Annotated in this window: 15 protein-coding genes and 1 tRNA gene (1 of these 16 running past the window's edge); 5 read left to right on the forward strand and 11 right to left on the reverse strand. The window is 65.8% G+C overall.

Going from position 1 to position 15,030, the window contains the following annotated elements; genetic code table 11:
- Window positions 1-242 carry the 5' end (the start) of a protein-methionine-sulfoxide reductase catalytic subunit MsrP gene (gene msrP / locus QQK63_RS05275; protein ID WP_277825191.1) on the reverse strand. Its footprint begins 664 nt before the window's first position, so only the first 242 of its 906 coding nucleotides appear in the window; its start codon is at window positions 240-242; the stop codon falls past the left edge of the window.
- A gap of 319 nt (window positions 243-561) precedes the next feature.
- Here msrP and QQK63_RS05280 point away from each other — a divergent pair, with 319 nt between their 5' ends.
- Window positions 562-1,035 carry a fasciclin domain-containing protein gene (locus QQK63_RS05280; protein WP_277825193.1) on the forward strand — a complete coding sequence of 158 codons (474 nt, stop codon included), beginning with the start codon at window positions 562-564 and terminating at the stop codon, window positions 1,033-1,035.
- A 264-nt stretch (window positions 1,036-1,299) separates the two neighbouring features.
- On the opposite strand, the gene QQK63_RS05285 is transcribed toward QQK63_RS05280, so the two are convergent.
- The 3 genes from QQK63_RS05285 to clpB all read right to left on the reverse strand — a co-directional run bounded on the left by QQK63_RS05285 (window position 1,300) and on the right by clpB (window position 4,558).
- On the reverse strand, window positions 1,300-1,623 hold the full coding sequence (locus QQK63_RS05285) for a NirD/YgiW/YdeI family stress tolerance protein (protein WP_284283179.1): 324 nt from the start codon (window positions 1,621-1,623) through the stop codon (window positions 1,300-1,302).
- An 11-nt stretch (window positions 1,624-1,634) separates the two neighbouring features.
- On the reverse strand, window positions 1,635-1,790 hold the full coding sequence (locus tag QQK63_RS05290; protein WP_277825197.1) for a hypothetical protein: 156 nt from the start codon (window positions 1,788-1,790) through the stop codon (window positions 1,635-1,637).
- Between the two features lie 152 nt (window positions 1,791-1,942).
- Window positions 1,943-4,558: an ATP-dependent chaperone ClpB gene (clpB, locus tag QQK63_RS05295; protein WP_277825199.1), complete on the reverse strand. Its 2,616-nt coding sequence runs from the start codon at window positions 4,556-4,558 to the stop codon at window positions 1,943-1,945.
- A gap of 317 nt (window positions 4,559-4,875) precedes the next feature.
- Between clpB and pyrF the strand changes: the two genes are divergently transcribed.
- Window positions 4,876-5,574, forward strand: a complete 699-nt coding sequence (pyrF, locus tag QQK63_RS05300; RefSeq protein WP_277825202.1) for an orotidine-5'-phosphate decarboxylase — start codon at window positions 4,876-4,878, stop codon at window positions 5,572-5,574.
- A 39-nt stretch (window positions 5,575-5,613) separates the two neighbouring features.
- Here pyrF and QQK63_RS05305 read toward each other — a convergent pair whose 3' ends face one another.
- A complete protein-coding gene (locus tag QQK63_RS05305; protein WP_277825204.1) occupies window positions 5,614-5,889 on the reverse strand; it encodes an NfeD family protein in 276 nt (91 codons plus the stop codon).
- On the reverse strand, window positions 5,889-6,776 hold the full coding sequence (locus QQK63_RS05310) for an SPFH domain-containing protein (RefSeq protein WP_277825206.1): 888 nt from the start codon (window positions 6,774-6,776) through the stop codon (window positions 5,889-5,891). The genes QQK63_RS05305 and QQK63_RS05310 overlap by 1 nt, the downstream gene beginning before the upstream one ends.
- Before the next feature lie 161 nt (window positions 6,777-6,937).
- On the opposite strand from QQK63_RS05310, the gene QQK63_RS05315 reads away from it, so the two are divergent.
- The gene (locus QQK63_RS05315; RefSeq protein WP_277825208.1) at window positions 6,938-8,191 is read left to right on the forward strand and encodes a DNA polymerase IV; all 1,254 of its coding nucleotides are present in this window, start codon (window positions 6,938-6,940) and stop codon (window positions 8,189-8,191) included.
- A gap of 93 nt (window positions 8,192-8,284) precedes the next feature.
- Here QQK63_RS05315 and QQK63_RS05320 read toward each other — a convergent pair whose 3' ends face one another.
- The gene (locus QQK63_RS05320) at window positions 8,285-9,142 is read right to left on the reverse strand and encodes an N-formylglutamate amidohydrolase (protein ID WP_277825210.1); all 858 of its coding nucleotides are present in this window, start codon (window positions 9,140-9,142) and stop codon (window positions 8,285-8,287) included.
- Window positions 9,143-9,322: 180 nt separating this feature from the next.
- On the opposite strand from QQK63_RS05320, the gene QQK63_RS05325 reads away from it, so the two are divergent.
- Window positions 9,323-9,397: transfer RNA gene (locus QQK63_RS05325), tRNA-Val, on the forward strand.
- A gap of 91 nt (window positions 9,398-9,488) precedes the next feature.
- Window positions 9,489-9,614, forward strand: coding sequence for a type B 50S ribosomal protein L36 (ykgO, locus tag QQK63_RS05330; RefSeq protein WP_109668736.1), 126 nt, complete (start codon window positions 9,489-9,491; stop codon window positions 9,612-9,614).
- Window positions 9,615-9,696: 82 nt separating this feature from the next.
- Here the strand turns inward: ykgO and QQK63_RS05335 are convergent, their stop codons facing one another.
- From QQK63_RS05335 to QQK63_RS05350, 4 genes are all read right to left on the reverse strand, one after another.
- Complete coding sequence (locus QQK63_RS05335; RefSeq protein ID WP_277825212.1) at window positions 9,697-11,346, reverse strand: peptidoglycan-binding domain-containing protein; 1,650 nt, start codon at window positions 11,344-11,346, stop codon at window positions 9,697-9,699.
- An 82-nt stretch (window positions 11,347-11,428) separates the two neighbouring features.
- Complete coding sequence (locus QQK63_RS05340; protein ID WP_277825214.1) at window positions 11,429-12,613, reverse strand: phenylacetate--CoA ligase family protein; 1,185 nt, start codon at window positions 12,611-12,613, stop codon at window positions 11,429-11,431.
- Window positions 12,613-13,473 (reverse strand): ABC transporter ATP-binding protein, encoded by an 861-nt coding sequence (locus QQK63_RS05345; RefSeq protein ID WP_277825217.1) that lies wholly within the window; start codon window positions 13,471-13,473, stop codon window positions 12,613-12,615. Before QQK63_RS05345 ends, QQK63_RS05340 begins: the two co-directional genes overlap by 1 nt.
- A 153-nt stretch (window positions 13,474-13,626) precedes the next feature.
- Entirely contained in the window at window positions 13,627-14,907 is a 1,281-nt protein-coding gene (locus tag QQK63_RS05350; RefSeq protein ID WP_277825219.1) for an ABC transporter substrate-binding protein, read from the reverse strand.
- Between the last annotated feature and the right edge of the window lie 123 nt (window positions 14,908-15,030).

Here is a 15,030-nt window from a genome sequence, read left to right on the forward strand (position 1 = left end):
GTCAGCGTATGCGCGTTTTGGGCCGGGTCGCTTTTGCCCGTCCCGAATTCGTAGAAGTTGTTGTAGGTGGTGATCTCTTCGAAGGTGTTGGGCTCCAGCGCATCTTGCGCCCGCGCCCGCCCGCCGATCATCCCGGCTCCCAGCAGCGCCGCGCCCCCTGCCATCAACTGGCGGCGGTTCATGTAGACCGACCGGGGCGTAACATCCGCCCATGTGAGGTCCGAGGTGTAACGATGGGCCATGGCCATTCTCCTTGATGCGTCTGTTCGCAGCCTGCACCGGATATGGGCCTTGTCCCAAGCACGGACATGCAGCCTCACGAAACTGTTGGCAAATCAACGGTCCGACTGAAACAAAACCCCTGTTTCGGGTCACGGATGATCACACCGTGTCACACCGTTTTGACTGGAACGGCGAAACTTCCGCCGCTTAGTCACGTTGCGCTGCCCGTCAAACGCCCCGGCGGAAATTCGCTTCGGTTGAAAGGATTTTTCGGCTGGCCATCTCGATGGGACACCGGGGGCGACCTGCCTCCGGTCCCACTCGAAAAGGAGCTATGACATGCGCAAGACACTTCTCGCCCTCACCGCCACCACCGCCCTCGCGGCACCGGCCATGGCGCAGGACATGAACATCGTCGAAACCGCGGTCGGCGCCGGTAACTTCACCACGCTTGTCGCTGCAGTCGAGGCCGCGGGCCTTGTCGAAACCCTGTCGGGCGACGGCCCCTTCACCGTCTTCGCCCCCACGGACGAAGCCTTTGCCGCCCTGCCCGAAGGCACGGTCGAAAGCCTGCTTCTCCCCGAGAACCGCGACCAGCTGGTGTCGATCCTGACCTACCACGTCGTCCCCGGTGCGGTCATGTCGACCGACCTGTCCGACGGGATGACCGCCGCAACCGTGCAAGGGTCCGAAATCACCATCGACCTCGACACTGGCGTCATGGTGAACGAGGCCAACGTGGTCACCGCGGATATCGCGGCATCGAACGGCGTCATCCATGTCATCGACGCGGTCATCCTGCCGCCGATGTAAGCCTAGGCTGCTCCGCAGGTCCGGCCCCGCGCCGGACCTGCACACCCGCAACTAAACGATCAGCAATACCTCACGTCGATTCTCGCTGTCTCTTCACCACCTCCGCCTCGGCATCGGTGGGTGGGCCGTCCTTGGTCGCGCACCTCATGCCACTCCCCGATCACCGACCAACGTTCTGCGCTCGCGGTGATCGGCAAAACCCGTAGCAAATGGAAACGCCCCCGGCCTTGCGGCGCGGGGGCGATGTGCGTCGTGGCACCGGGATCAGTAGCCCCGGGGCAAGTTGACGATCCGGCCATCGGCAAGCGTGATCGCATCGGCATAGATCTCCATCCGGAGACCGTCATCGACGACCCCCTCCACCCGGACAAGATCGCCGGGACGGACGGGCATGGCATTGGGCCCGATATAAACGCGGATCTCCCCGGTCGTGTCGGCAAGGATGAATTCATCCTCGTCCGTGATCCGTTCGACATTCCCCTCCACCACGGCCATCATCCCACGGCGCAATTCGCCGATTGCGATCGTCTCGGCCAGAACGGCACCGGCGGTCAGGGCCATCGTTACCCCCAGAAGCAAAGCGCGCATAATCTCGGGCCTCAATCCAGCGCCACGAGAACCACGATCAGCGCAACCACTCCGCCAAGAACCAGCGCCCAACCGGGCAGCGTCACGGTCACGTCCGATTTCAGCCAAGCCCGCAGCCGCTCGGTCGAATTGGTCCCGGTCGGGGTCGGGTTGTTCGTTTCTGTCATCTGTCCGTCTCCTTGATCGGTCGCACAGGACAAGAAATGGAGGGATGGACAAAACGATCAATCCTATCGTGTGGCGTTTTTCGATAGCTTTATCCTAACGTCACCGCCCCTACCCTTATAAGGACAGGGGCGGCGACCATCCGTGCCACCAATCAATGCACAACAGCATCCTCCGGCTTGGGCCTGGTCGAGGGTGCCACGCGGCTCCCCACGATCAACCCGTCGACCCCGGCATGGACCTCGACGGTGCTTCCATCCGTGACCTCACCCGCCAGGATCATCTCGGCCAACTGGTCCTGCAAGCTGCGCTGGATCACCCGCTTCAGCGGCCTTGCCCCGAACACCGGATCATAGCCTTCATCCGCCAGCCACCCCAGCGCGGCGTCATCCAGCGCCAGCGTGATCTTGCGCTGCGCCAACCGCTTCTCCAACCGCTTGAGCTGGATCTTCACGATCCCGTCCATGTCGTCCCGCGTCAGCCGGTCAAAGACGATCATGTCGTCCAGCCGGTTCAGGAACTCGGGCCGGAAATGCGCCCGAACCGCATCCATCACATCACGCTTGGCTTGGGCCGCGTCCGAACCGTCGGGCAATTGGCTCAACGCCTGCGACCCCAGGTTGGAGGTCAGCACGATCAGCGTTTGCTTGAAATCGACGCGCCGCCCCTGTCCATCGGTCAGGATGCCATCGTCCAGCACCTGCAACAGAACGTTGAAGACTTCCGGATGCGCCTTCTCGACCTCGTCGAACAGGATCACCTGGTAGGGCCTGCGGCGAACCGCTTCGGTCAGGACACCACCCTCGTCATAGCCGACATATCCCGGCGGGGCGCCGATCAAGCGCGCGACGGAATGCTTCTCCATGAACTCGCTCATGTCGATGCGCACCATGGCCTGATCATCGTCGAACAGGTATTCGGCCAGCGTCTTGGTCAATTCGGTCTTGCCCACGCCAGTCGGCCCGAGGAACAGGAACGACCCCAGCGGCCGGTTTTCGTCCTGCAACCCCGCCCGCGCGCGCCGCACGGCGCGGCTGACGGCCTGCACCGCCTGCATCTGGCCGATGACCCGCTTGCCCAGTTCCTCTTCCATCTTCAGCAGCTTCTCGCGCTCGCCTTCCAGCATCTTGGACATGGGGATACCGGTCCAGCGCTCGACCACCGCTGCGATCTGTTCGGGGCGCACGGCCTCTTCGACCATGACATCCTCGTCCTGCGCCTCGGCGGCGACCAGATCCTTTTCCAGCTGCGGAATGACGCCATAAGAAAGCTCGCCCGCGCGCGCGAGATCGCCGTTGCGCTTGGCCTGATCCAATTCCGCGCGTGCCTGATCCAGCCGCTCCTTGATGGTGCGCGCCTGATCCAGCTTGTCGCGTTCCGCCTGCCATTTCGCCGTCATCGCGGCCGATTGCTGTTGCAGATCGCCCAACTCCCGCACCAGCTTTTCCAGCCGATCCTTGGAGGCCTGGTCATCCTCTTTCTTCAGCGCCTCCGCCTCGATCTGCATCTGCAGGATCTGACGGTCGAGCGCGTCCAGTTCCTCGGGTTTGCTGTCGACTTCCATCCGCAACCGGCTGGCGGCCTCGTCCATCAGGTCGATGGCCTTGTCGGGCAGGAACCGGTCGGTGATGTAGCGATGGGACAGGGTGGCGGCCGCCACCAGCGCGGCGTCCGAAATCCGCACGCCGTGGTGCAGCTCGTACTTCTCCTTGATGCCGCGCAGGATCGACACGGTATCCTCGACCGTCGGCTCCTCCACCATCAGGGGTTGGAACCGCCGCGCCAGCGCCGCGTCTTTCTCCACGTACTTGCGGTATTCATCGAGCGTCGTGGCCCCCACGCAATGCAACTCGCCCCGCGCAAGCGCCGGCTTGATCAGGTTGGCGGCATCCATCGCACCATCCGATTTGCCCGCGCCCACCAGCGTGTGCATCTCATCGATGAAAAGGATGATCTCGCCGGCAGCCGCCGTGATTTCGCCCAGAACGGCCTTCAACCGCTCCTCGAATTCCCCGCGATATTTCGCGCCCGCAATCAACGCGCCCATATCCAGCGCCATCAGCGTCTTGTTGCGGAGCGATTCCGGCACATCGCCGTTGACGATGCGCAGCGCCAGACCCTCGGCGATGGCGGTCTTGCCCACGCCGGGTTCCCCGATCAGCACCGGGTTGTTCTTGGTCCGGCGGCTCAACACCTGCATCGCGCGGCGAATTTCCTCGTCGCGCCCGATGATCGGGTCGATCTTGCCCGCCCGCGCGGCCTCGGTCAGGTCGCGGGCGTATTTCTTGAGCGCCTCGTAACTGTCCTCCGCACCGGCGCTATCCGCCGTGCGGCCCTTGCGCAGATCGTTGATCGCGGCATTCAGCGCCTGCGCATTCACCGCGCCCGCCTCCAGCGCCTCGCGCGCCGGGCTTTGCACCACGGCCAGCGCGGTCAGCATGCGCTCCACGGCGACATAACTGTCCCCGGCTTTTTTCGAGATTTTCTCGGCCTCGTCCAAAACCTTGGCAGTCTGCTTGTCGACATAGATCTGGCCCGCGTCGCCCGTGACCTTGGGCAGTTTGGACATCGACAAATCAACGGCCTCGCGCACACGCTCGGGCGCACCGCCCGCACGCTTGATCAATGCGGTGGCCATGCCTTGGTCATCGTCCAAAAGAGCCTTGAGCAAATGCTCGGGCGCGAGTTTCTGATGATCCTCGCGACTGGCGATCGTCTGGGCGGCCTGAAGGAAACCGCGCGCGCGATCGGTGAACTTCTCCAAGTTCATGGTATTTCTCCTTGTCCAAGCGCCCGCTTGGCCACCACCCGGCATCGCGGCATGGTGGCCCTTGGGCCTCGGGGCATATGTGGGAACGTGCCGAGCCCATCACAAGGCGGAAAAACTGTACTAAAAGACAGGTTTTTATCATTTTCCCTCTTTTGCAAACTTTGGTGATCTGGCACCAAGGCCTTCGGGCGGTCGCGTGTGTACTGACCGCAGAGGGGGGCGCCTAACGCGGTGCTGGCGTCCCCCGTCTCTAATCGGTGGACAGCGCAGGCACCGATGCCTAGGAACGGGCAGCCCCCGTCCGAAAGGCCAAAGCCATGATCTCAAAAGCCGATGACCGCCTTATCGTTGCCCTCGATGTGGACAATGCCCTTCAGGGCCTGGCCCTTGCCGAACGGATTGGCGACGCCGCTTCCTTCTACAAGATCGGCCTCGGCATGCTGACCGGTGGCGGCCTCGCGCTGGCCAACGAACTCAAGCAAGAGCACGGCAAGCGCATCTTTCTCGACATGAAATTCTTCGACATCGGCGCGACCGTGGAAAAGGCCGTGCGTGGGATCGCCGCCTTTGACCTCGATTTTCTGACTGTCCACGGCGATCCGCAGGTGGTTGCCGCCGCGAAACAGGGTGCGTCGGGGACCGGGCTCAAGATCCTCGCCGTCACGATCCTCACCTCCAACGACCGCGCCGATCTCGATGCCAACCTGATCGTGCCGGGCGACATGGCCGAGATCGTGGCCGCCCGCGCCGCCCGCGCCTTCGAGGCCGGGGCCGATGGCGTCATCGCCTCCCCGCACGAGGCCGCGATGATCCGTGCCCTGCCTCAGGCCTCGAACCGCCTGATCGTCACCCCCGGCGTGCGTCCGGTGGGGAGCGACGCAGGCGATCAGAAACGCATCGCCACACCGGGCGCGGCCATCACCGCAGGCGCCGATCATATCGTCGTGGGCCGCCCCATCTGGCAGGCCGAAGATCCCGCCGCCGCCGCCCGCGCGATCATGGCCGACCTGCCCTGAGGCAGAAGTCAGCCCGACCTGTGGGCGCGCGCGCCACCCTCAGTCCTCGTTGATGTCCCGGTCAAAGGTCTTCACCTGCCCCCGGTAAACGCCGGCCCAGCGCCGTAGCGCCAGCCACGATCCCAGCGACACGACCGCAAAGATCAACAGCAGCAAGGGCAGCGATCCCGACACGCCCGCGCCCAGCGCCAAAAGACCGGCCACAACCCCCGCGCCCAAGGCGAATCCCAAAAGGACAAAGCCCGGCAATACCACCTCACCGATAGCGAGGATGACGCCCAGCGCACCCCAGATCCACCAGGCGGCCCACCACATCAGCCGCGTCCCTTCAGCATCTGGAACGCCTTGCCGAAGGCATCCACCGCATCGGCGGGCACGATGATCGTCTGGCTCCCCTGACCCTTCGCCACCTGCCCGATGGCCTTAACCTGCTCCAGCGCGATGTTGTATTGCACGGCCTCCAGCCCGCCCTTGGCGATGGCCTCCGCCACGACACCGGTGGCATAGGCCTCTGCGTCGGCCTCCACCCGGCGCGCCTCGGCTTGCTGGCGCGCGGCATAAAGCTCGGCATCGGCAGCCAGTTCCACCGCCCGCTTCTGTCCTTCGGCCCGCGTCACGGCGGCGCGCCGCTCGCGTTCCGCGTTCAGCTGCTGCAACATCGCGTCCCGTGTCGCCTGGTCCAGGCCCACATCCAGGATCTCGGCGCGCGTCACCTCGATCCCCCAATCGTTCACCGCGCCCTCGACGCTTTCCTTGATCCGCATGATCAGGCTGGCGCGGTTCGATTGCACCTCGTCCAGTTCCATCTTGCCGATCTCGGCCCGCACGATCCCCGCCACGGTCGTGGCGATGGCGGCATCCACGTCACGGATGCGGTAGACGGTCTTTTCAGGCTCAAGGACTCGGTAGAACACGCTCGTCTCGACCACCAGCAACACGTTGTCGAGCGTGATCGCATCCTGGCTCGCCGTGGGCAGTTGGCGCTCCAGCACCGATACGCGGTGCGCCACGCGGTCGAGGAAAGGGACGATGAAGTTGATCCCCGGCCCCAGCACCGATTTCAGCCGCCCGAACCGCTCCACCACATGCTGCTCGGATTGCGGCACGATCCGGATCGCCAGGAAAATGCACAGGATGAGGAACAGTGCCAGCAACAGCACGACAAGGCTCCCCCCCAACAGTTCGTTGATCAGCGCATCCATGGCTTGCCTCGCGGGTTGATCCTCGGGTTTCATGGCCGGAAATATGCGGCCATGCTCCGGTCCATGCTAGGTGAAAATGCGCCGTGTGACCGGGGGAATTCCCCACCGTGCTTCCCCCGCCGCACCTTCCGCCGATCGGCGCGCGCGCGTATGATCTTGCCATGCCCAGCCTGTGCCGCGATTGCCTGACCCAGTTCGACAGCGCCCGCCGCTGCCCCGCATGCGGCAGCCCGCGCCTCGTCGCGCATCCCGAGCTTTGGGATCTCTCCATCGCCCACATGGATTGCGATGCCTTCTACGCCTCGGTCGAGAAACGCGACAATCCCGACCTTCGCGACAAGCCGGTCATCATCGGCGGCGGGCGGCGCGGCGTGGTCTCGACCGCCTGCTACATCGCCCGGATCAAGGGCGTGCGCTCCGCGATGCCGATGTTCCAGGCTCTCAAACTCTGCCCCGAGGCTGTCGTCGTGAAAGGCCGGATGGATGTCTATGCCGAGGTCTCGCGCCAGATCCGCGCCATGATGGAGGATCTGACCCCGGCCATCGAACCCCTCTCGCTGGACGAGGCCTTCATGGACCTGACCGGCACCGCGCGGCTCCACGGCGCGCCGCCCGCCGTCCTGCTCGCCCGTCTCGTCAAACGGATGCAGGCCGAGCTTGGCATCACCGGGTCCATCGGCCTGTCGCACAACAAGTTCCTCGCCAAGCTTGCCTCCGACCTCGACAAGCCGCGCGGCTTTTCCGTCATCGGCCGTGCCGAAACCATGGATTTCCTGCGCGACAAACCCGTCCGGATGATCTGGGGCATCGGGGCCGCGGGTCAGGCCAGCCTCGACAAGATCGGCATCCGCAGCTTTGCCGACCTGCGCCGCTGGGACCGCGCCGATCTTCAGGCCCGCTTCGGCGCCATGGGCGATCGTCTCTGGCATCTCGCCCGGGGGCAGGATGATCGCCGCATCGCCCGCGACCGCGCCGTGAAATCCATCTCCAACGAAACCACCTTCGCCGAGGATATCACCGACCCCGACCTGCTCGACGGTCATATCTGGAGGCTGTCGGAAAAGATCGCCGACCGCGCCAAGGCCAAAGGGCTCGCGGGGCGCACCATCACGCTCAAGCTCAAGCGCGCCGATTTCAAACTCCTGACGCGCCGCCTGTCGCTTCCCGACGGTACCCAGATCGCCGACCGCATCTACCGTAACGCCCGCGCGCTCTACGACCAGACCGCGCATCCCGAACCCTACCGGCTGATCGGCGTCGGCCTTTCCGATCTTTTGCCCGCCGACAACGCCGACCGCGAAACCGACCTGCTCGACCCGCAGGCGCCCCGCCGGATCGGCGCCGAACGCGCCACCGACGCGATCCGCAAACGCTTCGGCGAAGACGCGATCCTCAAGGGCCGCGCCCTGCGCTGATCCGCGCCATCTTTGCTTCGAACATACTCCGGGGGGAGTCGCGGAACGCAGCGGGGGGCTGGCCGCCCTGCACCATCGCCGAACCGCTCCTGCCTATTCGGCGGCCAGCGCCATCCGCCCGGGCCGCGAGGCAATCACCCGCTCGATCACCCGCGTCACGATCCGCTTCACCACGTCGAACTCGGGATTGGGCCGCAAGGCCCGCTCGTTCATGTAAAGCGACCGGTCGATCTCGACCTGCACCGCATGTCGCCCGCGCGACGGCCGCCCATAATGCTGCGTGACGAAAGCCCCAGCAAAGGGCGCATTGCGGATCACGCACAGCCCCTCCGACACGAAACCCGCCTCCAGCGCATCAAGGATGTCGCCCGCCGCCGAGGCCCCGAACCGATCGCCCAGCACCACCTCTGGGCGCCGCTGGCCCGGGCGTGTCACGCTGTCCAGTGCCTCGTGCGGCATGGAATGGAAATCCAGCAGCACGGACTCGCCGAAATCCACCTCCGCTTCGGACAGCAAACCATCCAGCGCCGCGTGGTAGGGCCGCCAGACCGACGCGATCCGCGCCTCCGCCTCCGCCCTGTTCAGCTTGCCGCGATAGATCGCGCGCCCATTGGCGACGACCCGGGGAATCACCCCCAGCCCCGAGGATATCCGCGGCGTCTGCACCACCCGCCCAACGCCCTCGACCACGGCGGGGTCCATCTCCTCCGGGCTGCGGTTCAGGTCCAGCCAGGCGCGCGGATATTCCGCCGCGATCACCGGCGCGCCCAATCGCGGCGCTTCCTCGACCAGGATATCCATGAAGGCATCTTCCGAGGACCGGATCGTCCGCTCGTCCAGAACGCTGGCACGCAGGAACTCCGCAGGGTAATGCCGCCCGGAATGCGGCGAGGCCACCACCACCGGCGTCAAGATCCGGCGGGGTCGGTCAAGGCGATAGGGCGGGTGCATCGGGCTTCCGTTCAGGCTGCGTTACGACAGGATATAGCGGGATTTCTCGCCAAGCCAAAAGCCCTTGAACCACCCCCCCAATCCTTCTATAGACCGCTCACCCTAGCGGCGCGCCGTCGTCTCGGGCCGTCACGCTGTCGGTTCGAATCAAGATATGGGCGCTTCGTTTGACGGGATATCGGGCGGTTAGCTCAGCGGTAGAGCACTACGTTGACATCGTAGGGGTCACTGGTTCGATCCCAGTACCGCCCACCATCCCGGAAACGGGAAGAGATTTCGCCGGTTCCCTCGGGGGCCAGACAGCAACCCAAGGCGCATCGCCGCGCCGCGACGAAGGAGACAGGCCATGAAGGTCAAGAACTCGCTCCGCTCGCTCAAAGAGCGCCATCGCGACTGCCGCGTCGTGCGCCGTAAGGGCCGGGTCTACGTGATCAACAAGACCCAGCGCCGGTACAAGGCCCGTCAGGGCTGAGACCGCGCGACACGGATTGAAACGGGCCGCCCCTCAGGGCGGCCTTTTTCGTTCAGGCCCGCCTCAATCAAATAGGCCTGCCTCAATCAAAAAGGCGTCCGCCGATCGCCTCGGCCAAAAGCCGCACGACCGTGATCTGGTCCAGATACCCCGACGGCACCAATCCCCGCCCTTCCTGATAGGCCCGGATCGCGTCCCGCGTCTGCCGGTCGAACACGCCATCAGGCCGCCCCGGATCAAGTCCCACCTGCGCCAGCCGCTGTTCCACCAGCACCCGCACCGGCTGGCCGAGGTTCAGCGCCGCCTCGGCCTGCGCGGCACGCGCTTCGGCCTCGGGGCTCACACCCGATTCGATCTCGGCGATCCGGGCGCGCGCGGTCTCAACGAACAACCCGCTCGGATATTGCTCAAGGTAACTGCGGTAGGCCGCGACCGAATCCTCCCGGCGCACCGCATCCCATGCGTCCCGCTCATCGGCTTCGGCCTCGGCGCGCCGCGCGGCCTCGATATCGTCCAGCCGGGCGCGGGCGACATCGGCATAAAGCCCCCGGGGAAACCGCTCCAGATAGCTGCGCAGCCCCGGTTCGTCCTGTCCCTGCCCGATGGCCTGCCAGAACGCGCGGTCGGCCTGCTCCTCGGCCTCGCGCTGGCGCCGCGCCTCTTCCTCCAGTTCCGCTGCGCGCTGCGCCGCCGACTCGCGCAATCTCCCGATCTGGCGCGCCGTCAGGAACCCGGTCGCCTCATACCCCGACGCCTCCTGCCAAGTCCTGATCGCGCCGCGCGTGCCTGGGCCGAAAATGCCGTCGATCCCCCGCGTATTGTAGTCGAGCAGGGTCAGGTCGCGCTGGATCTGCTGGCGTGCCGCCCGGTTCAATTGCAGCGCCGTCTCCACGGCCTCGGCCTCGGCCAACGGATCGACCGGCACCACCGCCAATGCGGCCAGCGCCGCGCGCGCCTCCGCGGCATGGGCACCTTGCGGATAGCGCGTGAGATAGGCGTTGTAGGCCCCCGCCGTGTTCAATTCCCGCGCCGCCTGCCACAGCGCCGTTTCCTCGACCGACGGGCCGACAGGTGCAGCCACCACCGCGCCCGGATCGAGAAACGGCACCGCCGCCGACAGGAACCCGTGGCTGCGCAGGTTGCGCGAGCCTTCGACCGCGGCGGCAAGATCGGCACCCGGGCGCAACACCGCGTCCCGTGTGAACTCCGCCAGATCGTCAGGCGCGCCCGAGATCACGGTCACACCTTGCGGCGCATTGATCGGCCCAAGCCCCCGGCCAAGTCCCTCCCCCGTCTCGATCCCGCGCGGCTCCGTTCCGACCAGCACCATCGCCCGCCCCGGCACCTGCCCCGCAACCTCCAGAATCACGTCAAGCGACAGACCCTGCCGCCCCACTGTCGCAAGGTCGGGCGCCGCGGCCTCCGTCCCGAGAATCCATGTTCCCCTTTGCGACCGCACGACATGACCCGCCAAAGCGATGAACAGCCGCTCGGTCTCCTCGGCAGCGATCAGCGCCGACAGCCCCGCGCCCATCGCCTCCACAGTCCCGTTCTCGACCACGATCACCTCGAATCCGGCCTCGGTCAGCGGGCGTTCGAGCGCGGCGACCTCGTCGGCCTGCCGCAGGGATTGGCCATTGTCATGGCGCGTATTGGCGATCAGCAGCGCGGTATCGGCCAGCGCCGCAGGGGCGGTAAGCAGGCACAGGGCAACGGGCAACAGGGCACGCATGGGATAGGCCTCCGGCTAGGGTTTCATCTTGCCAGAGGGGTAGCATGGCCTGCGGCGGTTAAACGATAACACCGGTGCCGGGTCACTCGTACTTTCGTTGATCGTCTATGACCTTGCCGTCATTGGGCAGACTTCCGGGCGCCACGATCTCGACCTTGCCGCGCAGCTTCAACACCGCGGCCACGCTCTCGGACAGCGCTTCGGCGGCGATGCCCTCGGCCTCCACCTGCACAATCATCACGTCCATCTCGCCCTCGCGGTCCGCGACGACGCGGGCGCGCGTGACCTGCGGATGACGGGCGACGAATTCGGCCACCTGTTCGGGGCGCACGAACATGCCCTTGATCTTCGTGGTCTGGTCGGCCCGCCCCATCCAACCCTTGATCCGCATGTTGGTCCGCCCGCAGGGGCTTTCCCCCGGCAGAACCGCCGACAGATCGCCGGTGGCAAACCGGATCAGCGGGTAATCGGGGTTCAACGTGGTCACCACCACCTCGCCCACCTCGCCCGGCGCGACCGGATCGCCCGTGCCGGGGCGCACGATCTCCACGATCACGCCCTCGTCGACGATCATCCCCTCCATCGCCTCGCTCTCATAGGCGATGTTGCCCAGATCGGCGGTGGCGTAGCATTGCAGGCAGGCGATGCCGCGATCGGCGTATTCCTTGCGCAGCGATGGGAACAGCGCCCCACCGCCCACGGCGGCCCGAGTAAAGGACAGGGCAACCCCCATCTCCTCGGCCTTGTCGAGAATCACCTTGAGGTAATCGGGCGTCCCCGCATAGGCGGTGCAGCCCACATCGCGCGCCGCGCGCACCTGCAACTCGGTCTGGCCCACACCCGCGGGCAGCACCGCCGCCCCCACGGCCCGCGCCCCGCTTTCAAAGATCATGCCGGCAGGCGTCAGGTGATAGCCAAAGCAATTCTGCACCACGTCGCCCGGCCCTATCCCCACCGCATGCAGGAACCGCCCCATCCGCCACCAGTCATGGCTGACCCCGCCCGGCTCGTAGATCGGCCCCGGGCTCTGGAACACATGGGCAAGATTCGTCACGGGCAGCCCGCCAAAGGGCGGCTGTTCCGCCTGCCGCGCCACCAGCTCCGACTTGCGCAGCACCGGCAACCCCGCCAGATCCTCGAGCGCGGCCAACGCCGCGATCCCGTGCGAGGCCAGTTGCGCGTTCAATCCCACCAAGTGATCGGCGGCGCGCTCATCCGCGCTGCGCGTCTCCAGCGCGTCATAATGTTTGCGGTTCTCGTCCAGCATCAGCTCAACCACCTCTTGCGCCGCCGGTAGCTCCGGACATCGCGGAACGATTTCCGCCCCTCCTCGGACATGCCGAGATAGAATTCCTTCACATCCGGGTTCTCGCGCAGATCGGCCGCCGGCCCATCCATCACCACCCGCCCCGATTCGAGGATGTAGCCGTAATGCGCAAAGCGCAGCGCCACGTTGGTGTTCTGCTCCGCGAGCAGGAAGGTCACCCCCTGCTCCTCGTTCAACCGCTTCACGATGTCGAAGATCTGCTCCACCAGCTGCGGCGCCAAGCCCATGGACGGCTCGTCCAAAAGGATCGTCTCGGGCCGCGACATCAGCGCCCGCCCGATCGCCGTCATCTGCTGCTCACCGCCCGAGGTATAGCCCGCCTGGCTCGTTCGCCGTTCCTTCAGGCGCGGGAAATATTCATAGACCATCTCCAGGTCGGCAGCGATGGCGCCCTTGCCGTCCTTGCGCGTGTAGCTGCCGGTCAGCAGGTTCTCCTCGACCGTCAGGTGCTCGAAGCAATGCCGCCCTTCCATCACCTGGATCACGCCGCGCTCCACCAGTTCTGAGGGCGACAGATCCTGCACCCGCTCCCCGCGATAGGCGATCGTCCCCTTGGTCACCTCGCCACGCTCGGAATGGAGCAGGTTGGAAATCGCCTTGAGCGTCGTCGTCTTGCCCGCCCCGTTGCCACCAAGCAGCGCGGTGATGCCGCCTTTCGGCACCTTCAGGCTGACGCCCTTCAGCACCAGGATCACATGGTTGTAGATCACCTCGATGTTGGTGACCTCCAGAAGCGTCTCCGCCCCCTTCAGCTCCGGCGCGACGCCATCACCATGGCTTTCCAAAGGCTGGTCCAGCATGTCCGGGCTCTCCCCCTCTCGCGCTCACACAGGGCGCGGTCACATCCGGTTAAGGTTAACGGGCGGTCACGGACGGTGAACCACCCCCCTTCATCTTCCCCCAAATACGGGGGGTCCCGGCGGCGACGGCCCGCGCCGCCGCCGGGGTTTGGCTCAGCTTGCCGGGCAGGTGCGCGCCTCGATGCCGGCCTCGGCGGCGTAGGCTGCCGAATCCTCCAGCACGAGCGGCCCCGTCACGCTGTCGTCGGGCGCGATGAAATCGGTCAGCGTGACCCATTCCGTGCCGTTCCACTGCGTCATGATCGCCTGTCCGGTGCCGCCGTGATCGGCGCAGCTGACCGCGAACTCAGGCCCGATACCGGGCATGCCCAGTTCGTCCATCCGGGCATTGGTCATGACCAGCGCTTCCATCCCGTCGCGCATCATCTCGGCCGTGATGTCACCGACGCCATGGATCTCCTGCGCGGTGCGCGCGGCCTCGGCGGCCAGCATCGCGGCATACATGCCCCGGGTATACAGCACCGAACCCAGGTTCGTGCCGTCGCCCGCGGCAAGGCCCGCGTCGATCACGTGCTGCTGGATCTCCGCGAAGACCGGCATGTCGCCCAGACGGTTCATGTTCAGCGCGCGGTAACCCGCCGCCGCCGCCCCGGCCGAGGCCACGTCATGATCGGCACCCGCCCACCAGTTCCCGATGAAATTCTCCAGCGGGTAACGGATGTTGATCGCTTCCTGGATCGCCACCTGGTTCATCACGCCCCAGCCCCAGAACAGGACGTAATCGGGCCGCTCGCGGCGGATCTGCAGCCACTGGTTGCCCTGCTCCTGACCGGGGCTGTCGACCGCGATCTGCGTCAGGGTGAACCCATGCTGGGCTGCCAACGTCTCCAGCGTGCGGATCGGCTCCCGGCCATAGGCCGAGTTGTGATAGAGCAGCGTGATCGTCTTGCCCTCAAGCGAGCCGCCGTTTTCCTCCAGCAGCACGTTGATCATGACCGAGGCCGCGTCCCAGTAATTCGCCGGGTAATTGAACACGTGGCTGAAGATTTCGCCGTTCACGGCCGAGGTCCGGCCATAGCCCATCGTGTGCAGCGGGATGCCATCGGCGGTGGCGCGCGGGATCAACTGATAGGTGATGCCGGTCGACAGCGGCTGATAGACCAGCGCGCCATCGCCCTTGGTCGCCTCGTAGCATTCCACGCCGCGCTCGGTGTTATAGGCGGTTTCGCATTCCACCACCCGCACCGGCACGCCGCCGATGCCGCCGTCACGCTGGTTGAGCAGCGTGAAATAATCCTGGTAGCCATCCGAGAACGGGATGCCACCGGCGGCAAAGGGGCCGGTCCGATAGGACAGGTCGGGGAACATCAGGTCGGCAAAGGCCGGGGTGGCCAGCATGGCACCGGCGGCGACCGTGGTAAGCAGTTTCTTCATCGGGGTTATCCTCCCTTGGGTTGATCCGATTTTTTGTCTCGCCCCGGTTCGATGCCGGGTTTCTCGCTTGGCAGCCCCCGCCTCCCCGCGCGGGCCGCATCCTGTGGCGGGCGGCCTGCGCCC

The sequence above is a fragment of the Roseicyclus marinus genome, assembly GCF_030163795.1.
GTDB classification, from domain to species: Bacteria; Pseudomonadota; Alphaproteobacteria; order Rhodobacterales; family Rhodobacteraceae; genus Roseicyclus; species Roseicyclus marinus.